The following is a 24,202-nucleotide window of genomic DNA, read 5'->3' on the forward strand; positions in this document are numbered from 1 at the left end:
AAAGGAGAAATATTAAGTGAAGAAAAACAAAAAGCTTGAAATAAAAGATATTTCCATTTCTTTTGAAAATAAAAAAGTTTTGGAAAATGTTTCGATTGATTTGTATGAAAATGAGCTGGTTTGTATTCTAGGAGTGAGTGGTGCCGGGAAAACAACGTTGTTTAACATTATTGCAGGACTTTTAAGGCCTGATGGCGGGAATGTGAAAATGAACGGAGAAGATATAACTGGAAAATCTGGAAAAATAAGTTACATGCTGCAAAAGGACTTGCTTTTACCTCATAAAAAAATTATTGACAATGTAGCACTTCCGCTTGTAATAAGAGGTGAAAATAAAAATAAGGCACGGGAAATTGCAAAGCCGTATTTTAAAGATTTTGGATTGGAAGGTACAGAAAATTTGTATCCAAGTAAACTATCAGGTGGAATGAAACAAAGGGCGGCATTGCTTAGAACATATTTATTTTCCAGCGAAGTTGCTCTTCTTGACGAGCCTTTCAGTGCATTGGATGCCATTACAAAGCATAAAATTCATAGCTGGTATCTGAACATAATGAACAAAATTAAGATGTCAACTTTGTTTATTACTCATGATATTGATGAGGCGATACTACTTTCTGACAGAATTTATATTTTGGCAGGAAGTCCAGGTAAAATTGCTGCACAAATAAATGTTGACTTGAAAAATAGTCAAGACAAGAGTTATAATAATGAAGAAGTTATAATGTCTGAAAAATTTATTCAATATAAACGTGAAATATTGAAATATTTGTAAACTTTTTAAATTTGATTTTGAAATGATTTTACTATATAATAAAATAAAATATTGAAAGGAAGTTTGAAAAAATGGAAATAAGACATGTAGTAAATGAAGGATTTTTTATATTTGGAGAAAATGGAGATGAACTTGCAAAATTGACTTATAGAAAAGAAGAGGAAAGGCTATACTTTGAATCGACAGTTGTATCGCCTGAGTTAAGAGGACAAGGGATTGCTGGGAAATTATTTGAAGCTGGTGTGAAGTATGCGAGGAAAAATGGGTATAAAATTGTTCCGATTTGTAGTTACATTGTGAAAAAGTTTGAAAGTGGGGAATATAATGATTTAAAAGCATAAAGTAGCGACTAATTTATCGAAAATATAAAAAAAGCCTTAAACTAAGAATTTTACAAAGAATAAATTATTTTCAAAAAGTAAAAATTTTATTTAAGGCATTTTTATTTCTTATGCATAATCAAGTATTTTCACATCGAATTTAAGTAGATATTCAAAACTTTTAAGTTTAGTTTAAAAGTGATTCTATTTTGAAAAATCATGTTTAATAAGTTCAATAAATGTAAATTTACCATCTTCATACTCATATTTGAAAATGGCACAGTTTGGAAGTCCTGTAAATGGAACATCTGGAGCATTTTTCAAAAAGAAATTATAGCATGCACCACCATGACTCACAGCAAGAACAGTATTATTTCCATCCTTTTCCATAATTTCAGTCAAAGTTTCCTGCATTCTTTTTTCAACTTCCTTATTACTTTCCCCACCAAAATTCACAAAAAAATCCCCATAAGTTCTTTCATTTGGATGTTTCGGATTCAAATCTTCACTTTCCCCCTCAAACAATCCAAAATTCCATTCCTTCAAACCTTTTAACCTCTCATATTTCATCTTATTATCAGTCACAATTTCAAGCGTATCACAAGCCCGTTCCTGAGTAGAAGAATAAGCTGCATCAAAAATAATCCCATTATCCGTAAAATATTTTCCAGCCACTTTAGCCTGTCTAATCCCCTCATCAGTCAGTGGAGAATCACAACTTCCTTGAATCTTTTTACGTAAATTGAATAAAGTCTGTCCATGTCGCATTAAATATAAAATTTTTTTCATAATTAACTCATTCCTTTCTATTTTTTGTAAATATTCTATTTTAGTTACTGTTTATTTTTAGTATTATTATACCATATTTTTTCATAAGTATTGAAAATTTAATAATGTTGATTTTAAGATATAAGTTTGGTATAATATGCTCAAATCCATTTAAAACTAAGTTAGATATGCCTAAAGTTAAAGTAAATTGTGATTTTTGAATCTAATTTTAAAGGGAAATTGGTACTAAAATATGTATAAAAAGGAGAAAATTTAGAAAATGAATAAAAATAAAATTGTAAAAATATTGCTGTTATTCGTTATTATATTGTTTGGGCTAGGAAAACTGTATTTAAGCAGAAATAACAGTATAAATGCAAAGGAAAATTCTTCAAAGGAATTTGTTACGCAAAATAAGAGAAATAGCAAAAAGAATGCTATTAAACAGAAAAATATAGAAAATAAAAATGGAAAACGTACTCAAAATACTTCAAATCAAGGAAATAGAAAATATCAAATTGATTATGATCATGTAATTGGTGGAGATGAAAATTCCCAAGGGAAAGTTACTGGTGGACATTCACTTTTGCGTGGAGATGTGAGAATTATGAAAAAAATTGGAAATCCAGCTAAAAATGGAGTGTATAGAGCAAGTATTGAAGTAAAGAAAAAAGATGGAACTTGGCAGGCAAAAACTTCTAATGGCGGTGTAAATACGATGTTTCCAGAAAACTGGGATGAAGCGAGAATTATTGATGAGATAAATTCAGCTTGGGAAAATAAAAAAGATTTAAAAGGCAGAGATAATAATATGTGGCAGGGAATCAGCAAAAGTGGAGTTTTGATTCGTGGCTACAAAAGTCCTAGAATAACAGCCTATCCAGTTTATGAAAATCGTTAAAAGCAAGTCGAGGAAAGGAGAAGTGTGATGATTATAAAATTTGGTTATTACGACGACGAAGATTTTGGATTGACTGCATTTCCAGAAATAGAGTCTAATGAAAATGAAATATTTGAAAATAAAAAAATAAATAAAATAAAAAACAAAGATTTTAAAAAAAAGAAAAAAGAATATACGAAATATTTAATAACTGGAATAATGGAAGACTTTCCAGATATAGAAATAATTGATATTTTTTTACCACAGCTAGAAAAAGTTGAAACTGGAAAATTGCAGGAAGCTGTTTGGGATGGACAGGCTTTTCAGCATAAGATTAATAAAGCAAAAGTGGAATTTGAACATACAATTTTTGGGGTTTGTGAGGAATATCCGCTGTGGGAATGTAAGTTTGAAGAATATAGAAAGGTTTTTGAGGGCTGGAAAAAGTTTTTGGGGATGGAAGTTGATTTGAAAAGTGAAGTTGTGTTGGTGATTTGAAAATAATAGAGGAGGAGAAATTTGATGAGAAGGAAAGGTAAACATATACATACAGTTTTTATAATTATACTTATTATTATTTCTGTTGTGATGTATTATTTAATTAGAAATGAAGAAAACAAGATAATAGCTGTTTTTTTCTTAGGGTATGGATTAAAGAACTTATTTAAAGAATGGATTGAAAAAGAAAGTAAAAAAATAGTGAGATATAGAAATAGTTCGTGTTATTTAATCTTATTATTTTTTGAGTTATTTTTAGTAAATTTATTTGAAGTATTACAATGGTTGTTTCTAAATAATAAGTTTTTTATAGGTGTAAATAAATATTTCTTTATTACTTCGATTATTATAAATATAGTATTTTTAGGTATAATATTCTTTAGAAATAAAAAAAATGTCAAACTGATTATTAAATTATTTTTTTTAACGTTTATTACAAATTCATTTATTTATTTAAAAAAAGATTTAGTATTCATCATGTCAACAATTATTTTAATAACCACTATTTTTATGTTAATGCTGTATGGTGTATTATATAATTTACATAAAGATAAAAAGAAAATATGGAAAGAATTTATGCAAAAGTCAATTTTTATTATTACTTTTATATTTGTTCCATTTATATTCTCAATAATATTTTTCTTTATAAGTAAAATTTTAACAGACGATGTAAAAAAAATAATTACTGACTTATTCAGTTTAAGTTTTTGTGCTGGGTTTTATACAGAAATTTTAAAATATTTTCTAGATAGTTTAAAAAAAAATCCAAAATCTTATGAAAAATAAATTCATAAGTTGTATGATATGTTATGACAAATTTAAAAAATAGAAGCTTAGAAAGGTAATTATGATAAAAAGAATAGATACGAAAAGCGGGAAAATAATTTCTTATGTGTATAATTTGAAGGATGAAGATTATAAAATTTTATCGGAAAGATTGGAAATTGAAGAGGAAAAGATAAAAAATGTTATTGATGAGGAAATTTTTACTCCAAGAATTTCAAAATCGGACTGGGAGATTTATAAACTGTATTATCCAGCTGTGAAAAAATCGACAAAAGATAAAGAATTTACATCTTATGAGATTAATCCGATTGTGATTTTTTTGAAGGAAGATAAAATTGTTATTTTAGATGATGATTATTATAGGGATTTTTACGAATTTGTTGAAGAGTATGCTGAGTTGAGGGATGAAGTTCTTGAAGAAAATCGTTTTTTTCTAAATATGCTTCATAAAATTTCTCAAAGCCTTTATAAATATGTGAGAATTTTAATTGGAGAACACGATAAGATAGAAACTGTTTTGAGGGAGCAGCAAAGTAATGAAAAATTAATTTCTCTTGCGGAAGTGGAACAAGGATTTTATGTTTATAATATTGCATTGAGAAATTTGGATTATGTTGTTGAGAATTTGAAAGAGGATGAACAGTTTGAACAATATGAAGATTATATGACGAGAATTTTGCAGGAGATAAATTTTACACTTGATTTATCGTCTTCATACTGTGAAATCTGTAAAACTACGAGAGAAACATATTCATCATACATTGGAAATAATATGAATATCACAATGAAATTTTTAGCTGCAGCAACAATATTAATTACAGTTCCAAATATGATTTTTGGATTTTATGGAATGAATGTGAAGTTACCGCTTCAAGATATGGGATTTTGGGCGTTAGTAATAATTTTTATAATAATGATGTTGCTAATGCTAGTTTTGTGGAGATATATGAAAAAGAAAGTTTTATAGTAAAACTGCTTTAAAACTAAACTCAAAAGTTATGACTATTTTACTCAAATCCTAAATTTATATAATTTTTAGTAGTTTAATTTTAAGTAGGTTTGAGTATATAATGTAAAAATAGAAATTATAGTAGTTTATTTTTGTTAAAATAAAAAAATCAAAATAAATATGTATAAATACAATTATACTTTTAAAGTAAATTTATGTATAATAAAAGACTATCTAAAAGAATATTTTTTCTAAAAGATAGTCTAATTTTTTGTTATTTATTTTTGTAAATTTTTGAAATTAAGGTTTTAATTTAGCTAATTCATCTAAATCAACATCAGCGTCATAATCCACATTATCAAAGTCAAATCCATTTAATTGCATAAATTCTTCTCTTGCTCCAGCGTAATCACTTATTTCCTTAAAGTTTTCCGGAGTAACTTTGTCCCAAAGAGCTTCTACTTCAGCTTGAACGTCTTCACGCATTTCCCAGTTATCTGGACGTAATCTTCTTTCTTCGTCAATAACAGGATTGTTTCCATAAACCATTTGAGTCAAAAGTCTGTGTTTTTGTTCTATTGTACCTTCGTGGATACCTTTTTCCTTCATTACTTTGTAAAGCAATGCTGCGTATAATGGGAAAATAGGGATAACTGCACTTGCTTTTGTCATTAATGCCTTACTTAATGAAACGTATGCTTCTCCATTGTATTTTTCTTTTAAAAAGTCATTTAAAACATCAGAAGTATGTTCCAAATCTCTTTTTGCAGCTCCAATTGTACCTTCTTTATAGATTCCATAAGTTACTTTTGGGCCTAAATATGAGTAAGCTACTGTTTTGAAGCCTTCCGAAAGAACTCCACCTTTATCAAGTGCTTCAATCCATAATTTCCAATCTTCTCCACCCATAACTTTTACAGTGCTTTTGATTTCTTCTGGAGTTGCGACACCCATTGTTGTTTCTTCCATGATTTCTTTTTCAAAGTTGATAGTTGGACCTGTGATGTCCTTTGTTGTAGATTTTAGGGCTGAACGGTAAGTTACACCGTCGATTGGATCAGTTCTGACTGCACTTGCTAAGCTGTAAATTAACAAGTCGATTTTTCCACCAAATTCTTCTTTAATAAATTTTATTACGTCATCTTTCATTTCCATTGAGAAAGCGTCACCGATGAAATTTTTAGAAACCAAACCTTCTTTTTCAGCAACTTCGTTAAAGGCAATTGTATTCCACCAACCGGCAGAACCTACTCTTTTTCCTTCCACACCTTTTTCAAATGCTACTCCGATAGTTTCAGCTCCAGCACCAAAGGCAAGTGAAATTCTTGTTGCAAGTCCATATCCAGATGAAGAACCGATAATTAGTACCTTTTTTGGCCCTTCATATTTATCTTGCGATTTTACATAGTCAATTTGCCTTTTTACAAATTCTTTTGCTCCAATTGGATGGTTTGTAAGTGCTAAACCACCCTTTAATCTAGGTTTTATAACCATTTTTTATTTTCCTCCTAAAAATTATTTATTATAATTATTTTTCTTTTTTAAAAAAGCTATACATTTAAAATGATACCATATTTTACGGCATTTTTTCAAGAAATATTTTAAATTAAAAGAAAATAAATAACTTTGATAATCAAAATAATTTTTAGAAAAAATTTTGTATAAAAATTGTAAATTATAATTGTGCTGTTGGATAAAGCGTGATTTCATTCATGCTTACCTCTTCAGGCAAATCAATAGCAAATTTTACAGCTTCGGCGACTATTATCGGATCTGCTCCAATTGTATCGTAAAGAAATTCAATTCTTTCCTTAATTGTTTTATTTGTGATACGTGTTGCAAGTTCAGTTCTGAATGCTCCTAGATATAGAGTTGTTGTACGGACATTCATTTTTTCGTTGGCACTTTCTTTTCTCAAAACTTCCATTAGTGCTTTTACACCATGTTTTGTAGCACAGTAAACTCCTGCTCCAAGATATGTATTTAGTCCAGCAACAGAAGATGTGCTAATAACGTGTCCAGATTTTTGCTTTGTAAAATGAGGAAGTACAGCTTCTATGCCGTTTAAGACACCTTTTAAATTTACATCAATCATTTCGTCCCATTCGCTATTTTTTAGTTCAGACAATGGTGCATTTGGCATTAATCCTGCATTATTGAATATAACATCTATTTTTCCGTATTCAGAAATTGCAAAATCAACCAATGCTTTTACTTCCTCTCTTTTTGATACGTCTGTCACTTTGTAAGTGGCTTCCCCTCCTTTTTCTTTTATCTCGGTAACAGCTTCCTGTAATTTGTCTTCATTTCTTGCAGCAAGTACAACTTTTGCCCCGCTTTCTCCTAATAATTTCGCAGTAGCCCTTCCAATTCCTGAAGAAGCTCCTGTAACAATAACGACTTTGTTTTTAACAGCCATTTTAATCATCTCCTTTAAATAATCAATTTTTATTACAAACAAATTATAGCACATCTTTTAAAAAAGTCAATAGATATATATAGATGTATTTTAAAATGATTAAGATATGTTGTAGTTGTTATTTTAAGTATTTTAAAGTATAATTATAATAAATTAACTTTAAAAGTTATGATTATTTTAAGTGAATTAGAGATATACGATATAATTTTGGAAAGGTAAAAAAATGAGTAAATATAAAGAAGTATATAACAATATAAAAAAACAAATTAAAGACGGGAAATTGGAACCAAAAGATTATTTGAAAAGGGAAGCAGATTTTGCCAAGGAGTATTCCTGCTCTGTGCTTACTGTTAGAAAAGCTCTTGCTTTGCTGGAATCAGAAGGATATATTCAAAAAATAAAAGGTAAAAGGTCAATTGTGGTTGAAAAAGGGGATTTGAAAAATATTTCGCTTACTTCAATACAGACATTTCAGGAATTGAATAAGATAAAAAATATAGATGTCAAGGCAAATTTAGTTAGTCTATATATAATACAAGGTGTCGAAGAACTGATGGAAAAATTTAATGTTTCTAAAACAGCTGATTTTTACAAGGTTGTCCGTACTTATTCCTTGGATGGCGAAACTGTGCAGTATGCTACATCTTATTTTGATAGAAAAATAGTCACTTATCTGAATGATGAAATAGCTAGCAAGTCTATTTATGAATATCTGGAAAATGAACTGAATTTAAAAATATCGTATTCAAGGCGGGAAATAAAGTTCAGAAGTGCGACAGATGAGGAAAGACGGCATATAAATCTTGAAAATATTGACAGAGTTGTAGTCATTGAAACTTACGCCTATTTATCCAACGGGAATCTTTTTCAATATGAAACAATAACGTACCATCCTGATAAATTTACTTTTACTGCAATTGCTAAAAGATAGTTGATAAAAATATAAAAAGTGGATATAATATAAGTAGACAAAAATATAAATAATAAATAAAGAAGGGAAATGGTAACAATGGAAGTAAACAAATTTATTGATCACACTATTTTGAAAGCGGCGGCTACAAAGGAAGATGTGAAAAAATTATGTGATGAGGCAAAAAAATATGGATTTTATTCAGTTTGTGTAAATGGGGCGAATGTTGAATATGCTTTTAGTCAAGTTAAGGATAGCGATGTGAAAGTTGCGGCAGTAGTTGGATTTCCTTTGGGAGCGATGGCGACAGATGTGAAGGTGTTTGAGGCGAAAAAGGCGATTGAAGATGGTGCTTCAGAAATTGATATGGTTATCAATGTCGGGGCATTGAAGGACAGGGATTATGATTTTGTGGAAAATGAAATTAGAAAAATAAAAAAAGCGATTGGAAACAATGTGTTGAAAGTTATAATTGAAACTTGCTATTTGACAGATGATGAAAAAGTGAAAGCATGTGAATTATCAGTTAATGCAAATGCTGATTTTGTAAAAACTTCGACAGGATTTGGAACAGGAGGAGCAACATTTGCTGATGTGGAACTTATGAAAAAAACTGTTGGGGATAAGGCACAGGTAAAAGCCAGTGGAGGAGTAAAAGACTTTGAAACTGCAAAAAAATACATCGAACTGGGAGCAACAAGACTTGGAACAAGCTCTGGAATTGCTATTGTAACAGGAATGAGTGGGAAAGCTGGATATTAAATTTTAGTAAAAAAGAGGGGGTAAATGAAAAGCTGTAAAAAAAATGAACTTAAAAATTATGATTATTTTTATTTAAATTTTAATATTATTTAGTTAAATCTTGGTACATTTATTTTTTTGCAAAAGAGGAGGATTGGTTATAATGAAACTTAAAAATTTTTTCTTTTGTTATTTTTTTCTATTAATTTCTATAATTTCTTTTGGACAAAATAAGAAATCTGATGAAATTATTTTGATAGATGACGGTGTAATTTTGGATTTGAAGGGAACATTTAAAATTAATTGGGATAAAAGTGATCCAGATGTACCATGTTCTGCAATAGAATATGGAGAAATGCTGTTTTATCCTGATAATAAGGACATTGTGAATGAAAAAGCTATAGTTTTGAAGCCTAGGGATTTTGATTATCATAACTGGGATGAAACCAGAAATGCTGAAAAGGAATTTGCTGATATGGAAAAGGCTAAAGTTGAAATATTAAAAAAAACTTTTCCAGAAGAAGTTAAAAAAATGGAGAAAATTCAAAAAGGGGAATTGCAGTCTCCGGTAAGAGTTAAAATAAAAAAAGTAACTCCATACACAGAATGTGATTTTACAACAGTTTATGCACAAGTTATTGAATTAAAGAAAATTGAAGGAGCGAAACCCAAAATTACAAAACTTAAAGTGAAAAAATCGGATGAATCAGATGATTTTGATGAGCCGCATCTAGATGAAGTGGGCTACCTGCAAGAATACGAAGTAAAAACAAAAGATGAATATGTAAATATGCGTGAAAAGCCAACTACAGATTCAAAAATTGTTTTGAAATTAAAAAATGATGAAACTGTTAAATATATTATGTCAGATGGAAATTGGTATTATGTTTATAAAGTTGTGTATCCGAGTAAAAATAATAAGGATTCTAAGATTAGGGAGTTTAGAGGATTTGTACATAAAAGTCAACTGAGAAAGATTAATTATTAAATTTGCTTTTGGATTATTTTCCTTTTGTGGAGTAAAAATAATACCTGAAGATACTTTGATTATTTTCGATGAAATTCAGGAAGTGCCAAAAGCAGTTTCAAGCCTTAAATATTTTTATGAAAACGCACAGCAATATCATATTATTTGTGCAGGTTCATTGCTTGGAGTCGCACTTCACAAAGGAACATCATTTCCAGTGGGGAAAATTGACTTTTTAAAATTGTATCCTCTGTCATTTAAAGAGTTTTTACTTGCTACAGGGAATGAAAATTTTTTGAAACTTATTGAAAATAATGATTATCAGATGTTAAAAGTTTTTAAACAAAAATTTATTGACATACTTAAACATTATTATTTTGTAGGTGGAATGCCTGAATGTGTACTTCATTTTTCAGAAAATAAAGATTTCAATGAAGTCAGAAGTATTCAGGAACGAATACTTTTAGCTTATGAACAGGATTTTTCAAAACATGCTCCAAATGAAATTGTACCTAGACTAAGAATGTTATGGAACAGTATTCCTTCGCAACTTGCTAAGGAGAACAAGAAATTTATTTACGGTTTAGTCAGAGAAGGTGCGAGAGCAAAAGAGTATGAAATGGCATTGATGTGGCTCATTGATTGTGGACTCGTTTATAAAGTGAATAGAGTTACCGCTCCTAAACTTCCGCTAAAAGCATATCGGAATTTAAAGGCGTTTAAATTGTTTCTGCTTGACATTGGACTTCTTACTTGCATGACAGGATTAAATCAGAGTACGCTTATTGATGGGAATGAGTTATTTGTAGAATTTAAGGGAGGGTTAACAGAGCAGTTTGTATTACAGCAATTTGTTACAATTAAAAACTTAGATACATATTATTACACAAATAATCGTGGCTCATGTGAAATTAATTTTCTAATAGATGATGGAGAAAATGTAATTCCTGTAGAAGTAAAAGCCGAAGTAAATTTAAAGGCGAAAAGCTTAAAAGTATACAAAGAAAAATATAATCCCAAAATATCAGTAAGAGTATCAATGAATGATTATAAGAGAGAAGAATGGTTATTAAATTTACCATTATACATGGTAGAAGAAACAGCAAATATAATAAAAAAAGAAAAAATGATACTAACTAATAATTAATTTGTTTTAATAGTATTTATAGTATTTGTTATTAAAATAGTTGGAAATTATAAAATGTATTCAAAGAAAGATAGGAAATAAAAAATGGAATTTAGAATAATGACTTACAATATTTTTGGTGCAAGACTTGCAGATGGGAAGAAACTGGCACAGAGCGTGAAAAAGTATAAGCCTGATTTTATAGCATTGCAGGAAGTTGATAAAAATACGAAAAGAAGTAACTTTCGTGATGTAACGCAGGATTTTGCACTTGAACTTGGGTATAATTATTATTATTTTCAAAAGGCGATGGATTTTGACAAGGGAGAATTTGGAATTGCGTTTGTTTCAAAATATGATGTGAAAAATATATATGTTCACGAGCTGCCGTCAGCTGGAAATGAAAAAAGACAGGTTTTGGCGGCACAAATTAACAGTTCAAAATATAAAAAACATATTTTGGTTATAAATACACATCTAGATTATGAGCCTATTGTAAAAAGCACTCAAATTGATAATTTGATGACAGTTGTAGATTATTTTAAGGGAGATGTGAAAATTTTGTGTGGAGATTTTAATCTTTTGCCAACAACAGAGTATTATCAGAAAATTATTGAAAACTGGAATGACACTTATTTTGAAGGCAAGGACTTGGAAAATGAATCAGATGTGGAAAACAGAAATCTTGAAACGCAGAGAATTGACTATGTAATGGTAAAAAAAGGTGGAGATTACAGAACTAAGGAGAGTTTTTTCGTAAATGATAATTCGCAGGAATGGACAAAGCTGTCGGATCATTTGCCGTATGTGGCGGTGTTGGAGATTGAGTGAGAAAAAATATAAAAAATAAAGGATAATTTAAAATATGGAAAAAGAATGTGATTATAATCCACCATTTGAAATTACAAATGAGATAATCGACCTTGTTGCTCAAATTAACGAATTAACAGGAATGATTATAGTTTCAGAAAAATTATCTTCAAATCCAGTTTTAAGAAGAGAAAATAGAATAAAAACAATTTATTCATCACTTGCGATAGAGCAAAATACACTAACATTTGAGCAGGTGACAGATGTGATTAATGGAAAAAGAATTTTAGCTCCGCCAAAGGATATAAAAGAAGTTAAGAATGCTTATGAAATCTATGAAAAATTGACTTTATTAAATCCATATTCGATTAAAGATTTATTGAAGGCACATAAAATTTTGACTGCTGATTTAATAAATGAAAGTGGCAGATTTCGTACAAAAGGAGCAGGAGTTTATCAGGGCAATCAACTGATTCATGCAGGAACACCACTTCAATATATTCCTAAATTAATTGACCAGCTTTTTTCGTGGTTAAAAAAAAGCAAAGTTCATCCACTGATAAAGGCTTGTGTATTTCATTATGAATTTGAATTTATTCACCCATTTCAAGATGGAAATGGAAGATTAGGACGACTTTGGCATACATTAATCCTATCAAAATGGAAAGAGTTTTTTGCTTGGCTTCCGATTGAAACTTTGATTCAGAAAAAACAGCAGAAGTATTATGAAGCTATAAATTTATCGAATAATATTGGAGAATCTACGCCATTTATTACATTTATTCTCGAAATCATAAAAGAAACTCTGGAAGAATTGCAAAAAAATGACTTAAAAATGACTGATATTTTGACTGATAAAATGACTGATAAAGAGTTACAAAGGCTGAAAATACTGGAAGAATATTTTGAGAAAAATAATTATATTGAAAATAGTGAGGCTCAAAAGATTTTGAATGTTTCGGATTCTACGGCGAGAAGATTTTTGAATAAACTTGTAAAAAATAGAATTTTGGAGACGGTTGGAGAGAAGAAAGGGAGAAAGTATCGGAAGAAATAAAATTTAAATTTTTAAATATTTAAGAATTATAAAAAATTATGATAATTCAAGAATAAATTAATTAATATAAACAGGATGAGATAAAATGGATGTAAGTATAATTACTTGGGATGAAAATTATTATGATTGTTGTTATGAGGATTATCTTCAAATTATGAAAAATAATGAAATTGTTTATTATGGATATTAGTATGAATTAATTTCTTATAATGAAAAAGCGCGATATAAGTTTGTGTTTGAATTTAATTATGGGAATATAAAAAATAAATGTGATACAGGCATAGTAAAATTTGAAAATAATTTTTTGATGGTTCCATATCGAGAAAAAATTTATCAATACAATTACAAATATTTACCTTTAAAATTTACTGAACAACAGTTATTGAGGTTAATCTCTAAAGAAGAAATAAGTTTAATAAATAAAATTTCTTGCTCAGATATTTTATTACAGTGGTTAGGATTGAGTAATTTTAAAGGATATTTTGATATATTTGAAGAATATAAAAAACAATTATTTTATGATATATATTTTGTTGATATAGATAAATTAGATGATAATATTGAAAATTTTTTTAAAGAAGTATCGAAACTAGAAAATAGAGAAATAGTAACAATTTTAAAAAATAGTTTTGAAATTGTTACGGTTTATTTGAATACAGGAAAAATTTGGGAAGCATTTTTGAAAAAGGATGATAAAATATATTTGAATACAGGACTGGATGTAAGCATAGATATAACAGATATTGCAAAGAAGTATTATAAAAAATTTTAAAATCAATTGCTTTTAAAACAGATAAAAAAGTAATAATTAATTATAAAAATACAAATTTTAATAGTGTAAAATTTAATTTTTATTATTTTCAGAATAATGTTATGCCTAAAAATTATAAAAAATATGATAATTAAAATTATAAAAATAATGATTTACAGGAATGAATAAAGTTATCAGATTATTTATCATTCATAGCGGTGTTGGAGATTGGTTAAAAATAAAATGAAGAAAAGAAGGAGAAATTTATGAAATATGTAGCAATTGATGAGCAAGATGAAAAAGGGTTTGAGGAATATATTGAAAGTTTGAAAAAAAGTGGAATGGAACTTTCAGAAGAAGAAATACAGGAAATAAAGAATGATATTAACGATCAAGTAGCCTTTTGTCTAATGAATAATGATAAAAAATTTGATGAAATTTTTGAAAAAGTATCTGAAATTAATGAAGAAGCCTATTTAAATGGCTATGGATGGGCAGCTTTAATTGAAAGTTATTTAGAGAATAATTATCCAGAACTTTATGAAGATTATGATTCTGATCCTGAAGCTGGGGAATATGTTGGACGCTATTTTGGAAATACTGAGGAAAACTGGGAAAAAATTCGGAAAGTGGCTGAAATAGTTGAGGATTTGATTGAAAATGAAGATAAAATTTATAAGTATATTGAAGAAAATGGAGATGACATTTTCTGGGATTCATTTTAGATGAAAATTGAAGTTAGGAAAAATGAAAATGGTATTTAAATAAATGATAATGGCGAAATTGAGGATTTTGAAGTTGATTGGCTTGGGAAAAAAGTGTATGTATCAATGGAAGAAGCTGAAATTTATGATAAGGAACTGGAAAAACAGATGTCTCTTATTCTTAATAATATAAAAGAATGGGATGCCAAAATAAAAAATAGCATTGTAAAAAAATATTTAGGTATGGCAAACAGCCGTTTAAAAGAGAATAAATTGTCTGTTCCACTGGAGAAGGTTATTCAAAAATTGGGAAATAGCTTAACTAAATACGATGTAGAAAATGCTAGAAATGGAATTATTACAGAAAACTTTTTTTTCCAAAATTTAACAATTGATGAAATAATGCCATATTCTAGTAGTCAATTTGGTGTGTGGGCTTACGATGAAGTACTTTTTGATGGATATATGTTTATAACTGATGCTGAAATTTATGAGAAAGTTGTTTTTGATGATTTGACAAATATTTATAAAAAATCATAATTTTGAAAAGGAATTATCACAATGAAGAATAGGGATTACATTGAAGGGTTTATTGAAGGTCTTTCAATGTGTTGGAATAATGGAATGAAGGTTTGTCCTGAATATACGGTAATATATATTGATACATTTTTTATTGACAATGATAAAAATAATGATTTGAATGAAATAATAAAGAAAAAATTATTGCAATATTATGAAAGTAGTTCATCTGAGAAAAAAGATGATAATACTAGAAAAAAATTGGAAAAATTGAATATTGTTTTCAAAAAAAATAGAAAATATGAAAAATTGATAAAACAAAATGAAACAAAAGCTGGTTACGATAGAATTTCTGAATTTATTAAATTGCAAACAGAATTTACTGTTGAGGAAATAATTGAAAATTTAGAAAATAAAGCAGATAAAAAGGAACAATACTGGAATGTAAGATGTTTTTTCAATCAAATAACACATTGGTTTGGTGAGCCTGTAAATTTTTATGTAGCGATAAAGAAATATGAAGCTATTTTAAGTGAATTTTATGCATACAATGTTTTTTCAGCAGGAATAATACGGTATAAAGAATATTTATTAATGATTGTTTATGGCTCTGATGAATAAAAAAAATCTTAAAATCAATTGCTTTTAAAACAGATAAAAGATATAATTAAATAAAAAAGAAAGGAAGATAAGAAAATGAAAAAAATAGAAAGAATAACAATAATAGTTTTAGACAGTGTTGGAGCAGGAGAATTGCCTGATGCAAATTTATTCGACGACTGCGGGTCAAATACTTTAGGAAATATGGCGAAAGCTTATGGGGGAATGAGCTTACCTAATATGGGGAAATTGGGACTCGGAAATATTACTGAGATTGAAGGGACTCCAGCTGTGGAAAAGGCTGAAGGGGCTTATGGAAGAGCGATTGAAGTATCACATGGAAAAGATTCTACAACTGGACACTGGGAAATTGCTGGTGTACCGCTAGAACGTCCATTTCCAAATTATAAAGATGGATTTTCAGATGAAGTTATAAAGGAATTTGAAGAAAAAACTGGAAGAAAAGTTATGTTAAATAAGCCACTTTCAGGAACTGTCGCAATTGATCAATATGGAGAAGAGCAAATAAAAACAGGTAACTGGATAGTTTACGGTTCAGCAGATCCTGTATTCCAGATTGCTGCAAATGAAGAAATTATACCATTGGAAGAACTTTACAAAGCGTGTGAAATTGCACTTGAAATTTGTAATGAGAAATCACCTGTTGCAAGGGTAATTGCAAGACCTTATGTTGGTAAGAAAGTTGGAGAATTTAAGAGAACTGCGAACAGACACGACTTTTCGATTGATCCGCCAAAGGAAAGTATGCTTGAAAGATTGGAAAAGGCTGGGTTTGATGTGATTGGAATTGGTAAGACGAGTGATCTATTCAATGGAAAAGGAATTACAGACAACAGAAAAGCTAATCAGGATAATTTGGATGGAATTAAGAAAACAATAGCTGCATTGAAGGAAGATACAAAAGGACTAATTTTTACAAATTTAGTTGACTTTGATGCAGTTTATGGGCATAGAAGAAATGTCGAAGGATATGTGAAGGCTCTAATCGAATTTGATAATTGGCTACCTGAAATTGAGAAAAACTTGAAAGATGATGAAATCTTGATTATCACAGCTGATCACGGAAACGATCCTACGTACAAAGGGACAGACCATACAAGAGAGTATATACCTATAATGATTTGTGGTAAAAATGTTAAGAAGAATGTAAATATTGGAACAAGAAAAACTTTTGCCGATATTGCGGCAACTGTTGAGGAAATTTTATTGGGAACTGAAAAAGAAGGAAGTTTTGCAAAAGAAATTTTGGAAGACTAAAAAATAGATAAATATGGGTTAATTGAGGTTGAAAATTAGATGAAGAGAGAGAGTTATGCTGAAAACACCTTTTGGAAATATACGAATGTTTTTGGATAAAAAAGAAGTTGAGTTTAATTTTTCTAAAATTCGAAATTCTAAATCTTTTTTGAAAACTGAAACATATTTATTGAAGTATGAATTTAAAAAGGAAAAAGTAGATAAAATAAACAAACATTTTTTAAAATGTATTTTAGAAATAGATTTTGGATGTAAAAGTTACATTGAGAGTGGAGAGAGACTGGAAGCAATTTCTTTTGAAATTAATAATGAGAAATTGACGATAGGGACAACTTCTGGATTGTCTATGGCAGAGTCTGATGGGAATAATAATGATTTTGATATTGAATATTTGGAAAATGGAATTGAAATTGTAATTTTTGAAAAAACAAGGAATCAAATTTTTAGTTTTGGAGTTTCGTTTCTAGAAAATATAAATTTAGAAAATGAAGTTCAAACATGGCTTGCAGCTGATTATGCAATAAATTTAAAAGAAAGGGTAAATAAATGCCAAAATTAATAATAAACAACCTGAACATAAAAGAAAAAAATGCCGATAAAAACGGAACAACTGGTTACAGAGTAAAAATAGATGGTGGAAATCCGATAGAATTTAGGAAAAAATATTTGGAGATTCAAGTTTCAAAAGGGGAGCATGAAGTTACAATATTTAGGACTGGACTTAAAAAGGTTGTGAAGAAAATTAAGGTAGCGGGGAAAGATGCCAAGGTTTCTGTAAGGATTGATGTTAGTTTGCCGATAATGACGGTAATACTTCAATTAATAATAAATAATTTTATTTTACCGAAACCATCTATTTTGAGAACAATTATTAGTGTTATTTTTTTAATTTTGTTTTTGTATTTGATGTTTATGAGGGAAGTAATAAAAGTGGATGTTGAAGAGTAGACAGCAAGAAATTTTAGCAGAGGATGATGATTTATGAAAGATGGAGAGACAAAAGATAGGGAGCAGGAAGAAGAAAAGTGGCTGAAATGGGCGATTGAACTGCAAAGTCTGGCTCAGGCGGGACTGGCTTATGGCAAGGATAAGTTTGATATTGAGCGGTTTGAGAGAATAAGGGAGATTTCAGCCGAGATGGTGTCTCATAAGACTGATATTTCGATAGAAAAAGTAAAAAATCTGTTTTGCAATGAAGTTGGATATCAGACTCCTAAGATTGATACAAGAGCTGCAATTTTTGAGAATAATAAAATTTTACTTATTCAGGAGAGCAATGGAAAATGGGCATTGCCAGGTGGCTGGGCAGATGTATTTCTTTCTGTTCGGGCAAATGTATTGAAGGAAGTTAAGGAAGAAGCTGGGATTGAAGCCGGTGCCGAAATGATTATAGCTTTGCTGGATGTAACGAAAAATCAGGAAAAGGAAATACCGTATGGTATAACAAAAATTTTTGTATTATGTAAATATATCAGTGGAAAATTTGAAAAGAATATAGAAACGATTGACAGCAGATATTTTGGAATTGATGAATTGCCAGAGCTTGCAACTAATAAAACTACAACTGAGCAGATACAGATGTGTTTTAAGGCGAATGAGAACAGGGATAATTGGAAAGTAATTTTTGATTAAATAAAAAATATAAAAAATAGATACTAGAGCTGTGGACTATATCTTTTAATTTTTATTAAGAGTAGTCCATTTTTAAAAATTTTTAATTTTCTTTAATTTTTAGAATTGTAAAAATCACGAAAAAATGGTATAATTATAAAAATTTTAAGAAGGTTTTTTGAGTAAGTAATTGTAAAGTTTTTTATCAAAAATGGATGAAAGATTTTACTATTATTTGCTCCCTTCTTAAAAAATAAAGAAATTTTAGGAGGAAAAATGTTTGAAGAGAAAATTTATGGTTTTAATTTAGGAAACCAGAAAATTAAAATAAGTACAGGAAAAATTGCACGTCAGGCTGGAGGTTCAGTTGTTGTTCAATGTGGGGGAACAATGCTGCTTGTTACGGCGACTAGAAGTAAGGACGTCAAGGAAGGGCAGGATTTTTTCCCGTTGACTGTTGATTATATTGAAAAATTTTATGCATCAGGGAAATTTCCAGGTGGATTTATAAAAAGGGAAACTAAGCCAGGAACTGATGAAGTCCTGATTTCAAGATTGATTGACAGGCCAATCAGGCCATTATTTCCAGAAGGATTTTTAAATTCTGTCCATATTGTAATTACAGTGCTTTCCTATGATGAAGTGAATTTTCCTGAAAATCTTGCTACAATCGGTGTTTCTGCCGCTTTGGGATTATCAGATATTCCGTTTGCGGGAACTGTGGCTGGAGTTACAGTTGGATACATTAACGGGGAATACATCTTAAATCCTACAGGGGAGCAGCTGTTAGAAAGTGAAATTCAATTATCAGTTGCAGGTACAAAAGATGCCGTAACAATGGTAGAGGCTGGAGCTAAGGAAGTTTCTGAGGAAGTAATGCTGGAAGCGATTATGTTTGGGCATGAGAGAATTAAGGAAATTTGTGCAGAACAGGATAAGTTCCTGGCACAGTTTGATGTACAGAAATATGAATTTGAGAAAAAGGAAGTAGAGCCTGAAATCAAGGAATTTATTGATGGCTTTGAAAGTGAAGTTGAAAATGCGATTATGACGCCAGGCAAACTGGAAAAATATGAGGCAATTGACAATTTGGAGATAGAACTTTTTGAAAGATATATTGAAAAACTTGAAAATGAAGAAAAGGAAATTGACGAAAACACTGAAAAAGAGTTTAAGAAATATTATAGAGATGTGGAAAAAAGACTTGTCAGAGATGCTATTTTGTACAAGCAATACCGTGCTGATGGGCGTCAAACTACTGAAATCCGTCCAATTGATGTGGAAATAGACACACTTCCAGTGCCACACGGTTCTGCATTATTCACACGTGGGGAAACTCAGGCATTGGTTGTTGCAACGCTTGGAAGTAAGGAAGATGAGCAAATTATTGATGGAATGGAAGATGAAACACGTAAAAAATTCTTCCTGCATTATAATTTCCCGCCATATTCAGTTGGAGAAGCTGGATTTATGCGTGCACCTGGGCGTCGTGAACTGGGACATGGAAACTTGGCTGAAAGAGCGTTAAAATACGTTATGCCGGAACAAGACAAATTCCCATACACAGTAAGACTTGTTTCTGAAATCACAGAATCAAACGGATCTTCATCCCAAGCTACAATTTGTGGAGGATCACTTGCATTAATGGCGGCTGGAGTGCCTATAAAGTCAACCGTTGCAGGAATTGCAATGGGACTTATAAAAGAAGGGGATACATTTACTGTTCTTACTGATATTCAGGGACTCGAAGATCATTTAGGAGATATGGACTTTAAAGTTGCAGGGACAAAGGATGGAATTACTGCGATTCAGATGGATATAAAAATTGAGGGAATTACAAGGGAAATAATGGAAATTGCTTTAAGACAGGCATTGGAAGGAAGATTGTTCATTATTGATAAAATGGAAGCTGTAATTAGTGAGCCAAGAGCGGAAGTTTCTGAAAATGCACCAAAAATTGAGATTCTTAAAATCAACCCTGATAAAATTGCTGGGCTTATTGGGCCAGGTGGAAAAGTTATCAGAGCGATTATTGATGAAACTGGAGTTTCAATAGATATCGAAGATGACGGAACTGTTTCGATTTTTGGAAAAGATTTGGAAAATATGAAAAAAGCATTGGAACTTGTAAAAAGACAGACACAATCCGTTGAGTTAAATGAGGTTTACGAAGGAAAAGTTACAAAATTGATGAAATTTGGTGCATTTGTAGAAGTGCTGCCAGGGAAAGAAGGGCTTTTACATATTTCTGAAATAAGTAACAAGAGAGTGGAAAAAACAGAAGATGCCTTAAAAGAAGGGCAAAATGTAAGAGTTAAAGTAATCTCGATGGAAAGTGAAGATAAATTTAACTTAAGTATGAAGACATTGTTATAATTAAATTCAGGATTTTACTATATATTCAAGGAGTGTGGGAAGAATGAAAATGAATTTACCTAATAAATTGGCAACATTAAGAATAATTCTAGTTATTCCGTTTGTAATTTTTTTGAGTTTGGCTCTGGAATTTTCTGAAAATACAGCGATTGCTGTAATAATGAGAATATTTGCAGCCATTATTTTTGTGGGAGCTGCCATTACAGACTATTATGATGGAAAAATTGCAAGAAAATACAATTTAATTACGAATTTAGGAAAACTGCTGGATCCATTAGCTGATAAAATTCTTGTTATTTCGGCTCTAGTAACACTTGCAAAATTTAATCAGATAAGCCTTTGGTTTGTAATAATAATAATTTTTAGGGAACTGCTCATAACTGGACTTCGTTCAATTGTAGCTGCTGAAGGTGTAATAATAGCTGCTGAAAGTCTTGGAAAATGGAAAACTGCAACTCAAATGGTTGCACTTACTTTAATAATTCTAATACCTTTCAGCTTTACAATAAACAACATACTACTGCTAATTCCGCTAATACTGACTATAGTTTCAGGAATTGAATATGTTTTAAAATGTAAAAATATTTTAAATAAATAATAAAAATCAAACCTTGGAATTGCTTTTCAAGGTTAAATTTTTTGGAGGTACAATTTTGGATATTATTGAAGTAATATTAAAAATGTTTAATTTATACACTATTCTTATTTTATTAAATATTTTAGGAACATGGATTGATCCGTATAATCAAATGGCACTTTTCCAATGGGTAAGAAAATTTACAGAACCTTACCTGAAACTATTTAAAATCGTAATTCCGATAGGAAATATGAATTTAGATATGTCTGGAATTATAGGACTAATTGTATTGGATGTTATAAAGGAAATATTTTTAAGAGCTTTTTCATTAGGAACATTTTAATACGGTTATTTAAAGTTGTCAAAGTTTATTAGTACAGCTTTTTAGATTAACCAAAACGAATACTAAACGCAATTTCGTTAAAGGAATAAAAAATATAAATAAAAAAACTGTTGTTAATAAAACTTGCAGGAACTAAGATTAAAAACAATAAGAATATCACCTTTTCTAAGATAAGAGGAGTAAAATAATTAACATTAAATTACTTAAATTAGACAATAGGAAATTTTATGAAAGAGGAGAATCTAAAATTATGAAATTAAAAAGAGTTTTAACTACATCGTTTATGGCGGCTGCTCTTACAGCAACAGCGGCAGTTTCTAAAGATACAGATATTTTGCATAACAAGCAAATTGTTCAAAATACGAATATAACAGGGGATATGTACAGTGCACAAAATGCGTTTTCGGCAGTTTACGAGAAGGCGAAGGATTCAGTTGTAAACATAAGAACTAAAAAAACAATTGTGGTGGAAACATATAATCCGCTTGAAGCGTTTTTATTTGGAACATCTGGAAGAAGACAGCAAAGACGTGAATCTGGAAGTTTGGGTTCTGGATTTATAATTTCGAGTGATGGATATATGATGACAAATAATCACGTTATTGACGGAGCTGATGAAATTTATGTAAAATTATCTGACGGACATGAATATTTGGCAAAATTAGTCGGGACATCACCAGAAGTGGATATTGCAATTTTAAAAGTAAATGCCAACAGAACGTTTAAACCATTGAAATTTGCTGATTCCGATAGTATAAAAATTGGACACTGGGCAATTGCATTTGGAAATCCGTTAGGGCTAAACAGTTCGATGACAGTGGGAGTAATTGGAGCCTCTGGAAGAAGTTCGTTAGGAATTGAGCAAGTTGAGAACTTTATTCAGACGGATGCTTCTATTAATCAAGGAAACAGTGGTGGCCCGCTTCTTAACATTAATGGGGATGTTATCGGTGTAAATACTGCGATTTATTCTACAAATGGAGGAAGTGTCGGATTAAGTTTTGCAATTCCATCAAACTTGGCTGAAAACGTAAGAGATTCCATAATAAAAAATGGTAGATATGAACGTCCATACATTGGAATTTCTGTACTTGATTTGACACAGGAAATTAAACGAGAGAGAAGAATTTCGTATTCAACAGGTATTTTAATACAACAAGTTTATCCAAATTCGCCGGCAGCAAAATACGGACTAAAAGCAAATGATTTGATCCTTGAAATCAATGGAAAACGTGTAACATCAGCAGGAGCATTCATTGGAGAGCTTGCAGCTAAGAAAATTGGAGAAACAGTTAATCTGAAAGTTGTATCAAATGGAAAAGAAAAAAATATTTCTATGAAGTTGGAATCATTTAATTATCAACAACAAAGACTTCAACAAAGAAGATAATAATTATTAGAAGTTATAAAAAAATAGGCTTTCCCGAAACATTTTTTGAGATAGCCTTTTTTAATTTTTTTTATATTTATTCATTTTCATAATCAATTTTTTTAAACAGCATTTTTATATCAAGTCCATCTTTTCTGTTTTCCAGATAAATTTCCCCGTCATTTAGTAAGATTATATCTTTCATAATTGAAAGCCCAAGTCCTGCACCTTTTTTAGTATTTTTACCTTGAAAATTACAATTAAACAATTTTTTCTTTTCCCAATTTTTGTCTTGTTTTTTTTATTGTGCTGTCGAGAAGGTTGTCGCTGGCTTCCCAACCCCATATTTTTTCAACAATTCTATCCCGTGAAACAATTTCCTCTTTATGTTCAATCAATAGCTTAACTAATTCAAATTCCGTCTTTGTCAATAAGATAGGTTTATCTTCCAAATAGACAGAATAATTTTCTGTATTTAATTTTAAAGTTTTGTAGACAATCTGGGAAACTTTCTCCTTTCTAATATTTATATCAATTCTTGTATCAAGCTCCAAAAAATCAAAAGGTTTTGTAACATAATCGCTCGCTCCTGATTTTAATAATTCAACTTTTTCTTCCGTATTATTTTTCGCAGAAACAACAATTATTGGAACTTTCGATATTTTTCTAACATTTTTACAAACTTCATTCCCTTCCATCGAAGGAAGTCCCAAATCCAGAAGCATCAAATCATAAAAGTCCCTTTTTTTGTCAATTTCATTTAATGCATCAATTCCATTTTCGATTATTGTTATTTCGTGATTTTTTCGTTCCAGCTGTAATTTTAAAATCCGTGATATTTTTTTATCATCTTCAACAATCAGTATTTTTCCCATTTTTATTTTATCTTTTTCCTTCCTAAAAATTTATTCAGTTTAAATTCATTTTTAAATTTATTTTTTGTGGTATTATTAATTATCAAAATATTATATCTAACATTTTACAACAAAAATAAGAAGATGTAAATTAAATAACTAATAATTTTTTCATTTAAAATAATAATCTTAAAAATAAAACTGGAACTTTTCA

Annotated in this window: 28 protein-coding genes; 23 read left to right on the forward strand and 5 right to left on the reverse strand. The window is 29.7% G+C overall.

The window, feature by feature from the left end; all coding sequences use genetic code 11:
- The first annotated feature begins 16 nt into the window (after nt 1–16).
- Both K324_RS0103025 and K324_RS0103030 read left to right on the forward strand, forming a co-directional pair.
- Nucleotides 17–775 (forward strand): ABC transporter ATP-binding protein, encoded by a 759-nt coding sequence (locus K324_RS0103025; protein WP_026747851.1) that lies wholly within the window; start codon nt 17–19, stop codon nt 773–775.
- Nucleotides 776–846: 71 nt separating this feature from the next.
- Nucleotides 847–1,116, forward strand: coding sequence for a GNAT family N-acetyltransferase (locus tag K324_RS0103030; protein WP_026747852.1), 270 nt, complete (start codon nt 847–849; stop codon nt 1,114–1,116).
- A 183-nt stretch (nt 1,117–1,299) separates the two neighbouring features.
- On the opposite strand, the gene K324_RS0103035 is transcribed toward K324_RS0103030, so the two are convergent.
- Complete coding sequence (locus tag K324_RS0103035; protein WP_026747853.1) at nt 1,300–1,884, reverse strand: histidine phosphatase family protein; 585 nt, start codon at nt 1,882–1,884, stop codon at nt 1,300–1,302.
- A 259-nt stretch (nt 1,885–2,143) separates the two neighbouring features.
- Between K324_RS0103035 and K324_RS0103040 the strand changes: the two genes are divergently transcribed.
- From K324_RS0103040 to K324_RS0103055, 3 genes are all read left to right on the forward strand, one after another.
- Complete coding sequence (locus tag K324_RS0103040) at nt 2,144–2,764, forward strand: EndoU domain-containing protein (RefSeq protein ID WP_026747854.1); 621 nt, start codon at nt 2,144–2,146, stop codon at nt 2,762–2,764.
- Between the two features lie 27 nt (nt 2,765–2,791).
- The gene (locus K324_RS0103045; protein WP_026747855.1) at nt 2,792–3,241 is read left to right on the forward strand and encodes a hypothetical protein; all 450 of its coding nucleotides are present in this window, start codon (nt 2,792–2,794) and stop codon (nt 3,239–3,241) included.
- Between the two features lie 847 nt (nt 3,242–4,088).
- Complete coding sequence (locus K324_RS0103055) at nt 4,089–4,994, forward strand: magnesium transporter CorA family protein (protein ID WP_026747857.1); 906 nt, start codon at nt 4,089–4,091, stop codon at nt 4,992–4,994.
- Nucleotides 4,995–5,276: 282 nt separating this feature from the next.
- Here the strand turns inward: K324_RS0103055 and fabV are convergent, their stop codons facing one another.
- Nucleotides 5,277–6,470, reverse strand: coding sequence for an enoyl-ACP reductase FabV (gene fabV / locus K324_RS0103060; protein WP_026747858.1), 1,194 nt, complete (start codon nt 6,468–6,470; stop codon nt 5,277–5,279).
- Nucleotides 6,471–6,651: 181 nt separating this feature from the next.
- Complete coding sequence (locus tag K324_RS0103065; RefSeq protein ID WP_026747859.1) at nt 6,652–7,395, reverse strand: SDR family oxidoreductase; 744 nt, start codon at nt 7,393–7,395, stop codon at nt 6,652–6,654.
- A 223-nt stretch (nt 7,396–7,618) separates the two neighbouring features.
- Between K324_RS0103065 and K324_RS0103070 the strand changes: the two genes are divergently transcribed.
- From K324_RS0103070 to K324_RS0103155, 18 genes are all read left to right on the forward strand, one after another.
- Nucleotides 7,619–8,326, forward strand: coding sequence for a GntR family transcriptional regulator (locus K324_RS0103070; RefSeq protein WP_026747860.1), 708 nt, complete (start codon nt 7,619–7,621; stop codon nt 8,324–8,326).
- 78 nt (nt 8,327–8,404) lie between these two features.
- The gene (deoC, locus tag K324_RS0103075; protein ID WP_036095074.1) at nt 8,405–9,067 is read left to right on the forward strand and encodes a deoxyribose-phosphate aldolase; all 663 of its coding nucleotides are present in this window, start codon (nt 8,405–8,407) and stop codon (nt 9,065–9,067) included.
- A 142-nt stretch (nt 9,068–9,209) separates the two neighbouring features.
- Nucleotides 9,210–10,034 carry an SH3 domain-containing protein gene (locus tag K324_RS15685; RefSeq protein WP_026747862.1) on the forward strand — a complete coding sequence of 275 codons (825 nt, stop codon included), beginning with the start codon at nt 9,210–9,212 and terminating at the stop codon, nt 10,032–10,034.
- Between the two features lie 40 nt (nt 10,035–10,074).
- On the forward strand, nt 10,075–11,160 hold the full coding sequence (locus K324_RS14195; RefSeq protein WP_487042746.1) for an ATP-binding protein: 1,086 nt from the start codon (nt 10,075–10,077) through the stop codon (nt 11,158–11,160).
- An 84-nt stretch (nt 11,161–11,244) separates the two neighbouring features.
- Nucleotides 11,245–11,970, forward strand: a complete 726-nt coding sequence (locus tag K324_RS0103090; RefSeq protein ID WP_026747863.1) for an endonuclease/exonuclease/phosphatase family protein — start codon at nt 11,245–11,247, stop codon at nt 11,968–11,970.
- A 34-nt stretch (nt 11,971–12,004) separates the two neighbouring features.
- Nucleotides 12,005–13,006 carry a Fic family protein gene (locus K324_RS0103095; protein WP_026747864.1) on the forward strand — a complete coding sequence of 334 codons (1,002 nt, stop codon included), beginning with the start codon at nt 12,005–12,007 and terminating at the stop codon, nt 13,004–13,006.
- A gap of 460 nt (nt 13,007–13,466) precedes the next feature.
- Nucleotides 13,467–13,778: a hypothetical protein gene (locus tag K324_RS16300; protein ID WP_248615332.1), complete on the forward strand. Its 312-nt coding sequence runs from the start codon at nt 13,467–13,469 to the stop codon at nt 13,776–13,778.
- A gap of 245 nt (nt 13,779–14,023) precedes the next feature.
- Complete coding sequence (locus K324_RS0103105) at nt 14,024–14,482, forward strand: immunity 51 family protein (protein WP_026747865.1); 459 nt, start codon at nt 14,024–14,026, stop codon at nt 14,480–14,482.
- Between the two features lie 93 nt (nt 14,483–14,575).
- Complete coding sequence (locus tag K324_RS0103110) at nt 14,576–15,001, forward strand: DUF2262 domain-containing protein (protein ID WP_248615334.1); 426 nt, start codon at nt 14,576–14,578, stop codon at nt 14,999–15,001.
- Between the two features lie 21 nt (nt 15,002–15,022).
- A complete protein-coding gene (locus K324_RS0103115; protein WP_026747867.1) occupies nt 15,023–15,601 on the forward strand; it encodes a hypothetical protein in 579 nt (192 codons plus the stop codon).
- Nucleotides 15,602–15,676: 75 nt separating this feature from the next.
- Entirely contained in the window at nt 15,677–16,858 is a 1,182-nt protein-coding gene (locus K324_RS0103120; protein WP_026747868.1) for a phosphopentomutase, read from the forward strand.
- Between the two features lie 55 nt (nt 16,859–16,913).
- A complete protein-coding gene (locus tag K324_RS0103125) occupies nt 16,914–17,417 on the forward strand; it encodes a hypothetical protein (RefSeq protein ID WP_026747869.1) in 504 nt (167 codons plus the stop codon).
- Nucleotides 17,405–17,806, forward strand: coding sequence for a hypothetical protein (locus K324_RS0103130; protein ID WP_026747870.1), 402 nt, complete (start codon nt 17,405–17,407; stop codon nt 17,804–17,806). Before K324_RS0103125 ends, K324_RS0103130 begins: the two co-directional genes overlap by 13 nt.
- A 33-nt stretch (nt 17,807–17,839) precedes the next feature.
- On the forward strand, nt 17,840–18,490 hold the full coding sequence (locus tag K324_RS0103135) for an NUDIX hydrolase (RefSeq protein ID WP_036095061.1): 651 nt from the start codon (nt 17,840–17,842) through the stop codon (nt 18,488–18,490).
- 255 nt (nt 18,491–18,745) lie between these two features.
- Nucleotides 18,746–20,845 carry a polyribonucleotide nucleotidyltransferase gene (pnp, locus tag K324_RS0103140; protein ID WP_026747872.1) on the forward strand — a complete coding sequence of 700 codons (2,100 nt, stop codon included), beginning with the start codon at nt 18,746–18,748 and terminating at the stop codon, nt 20,843–20,845.
- A 49-nt stretch (nt 20,846–20,894) separates the two neighbouring features.
- Nucleotides 20,895–21,443 (forward strand): CDP-diacylglycerol--glycerol-3-phosphate 3-phosphatidyltransferase, encoded by a 549-nt coding sequence (gene pgsA / locus K324_RS0103145; RefSeq protein ID WP_026747873.1) that lies wholly within the window; start codon nt 20,895–20,897, stop codon nt 21,441–21,443.
- A gap of 55 nt (nt 21,444–21,498) precedes the next feature.
- Nucleotides 21,499–21,765, forward strand: coding sequence for a YggT family protein (locus K324_RS0103150; RefSeq protein ID WP_026747874.1), 267 nt, complete (start codon nt 21,499–21,501; stop codon nt 21,763–21,765).
- Nucleotides 21,766–22,015: 250 nt separating this feature from the next.
- Nucleotides 22,016–23,155 carry a S1C family serine protease gene (locus K324_RS0103155; protein WP_026747875.1) on the forward strand — a complete coding sequence of 380 codons (1,140 nt, stop codon included), beginning with the start codon at nt 22,016–22,018 and terminating at the stop codon, nt 23,153–23,155.
- 76 nt (nt 23,156–23,231) lie between these two features.
- On the opposite strand, the gene K324_RS15410 is transcribed toward K324_RS0103155, so the two are convergent.
- A complete protein-coding gene (locus tag K324_RS15410) occupies nt 23,232–23,402 on the reverse strand; it encodes a hypothetical protein (protein WP_232056019.1) in 171 nt (56 codons plus the stop codon).
- Nucleotides 23,395–24,009 (reverse strand): response regulator transcription factor, encoded by a 615-nt coding sequence (locus tag K324_RS0103165; protein WP_026747876.1) that lies wholly within the window; start codon nt 24,007–24,009, stop codon nt 23,395–23,397. Before K324_RS0103165 ends, K324_RS15410 begins: the two co-directional genes overlap by 8 nt.
- Nucleotides 24,010–24,202: the final 193 nt, after the last annotated feature.

It is taken from the genome of Leptotrichia trevisanii DSM 22070 (genome assembly GCF_000482505.1).
GTDB lineage: Bacteria > Fusobacteriota > Fusobacteriia > Fusobacteriales > Leptotrichiaceae > Leptotrichia > Leptotrichia trevisanii.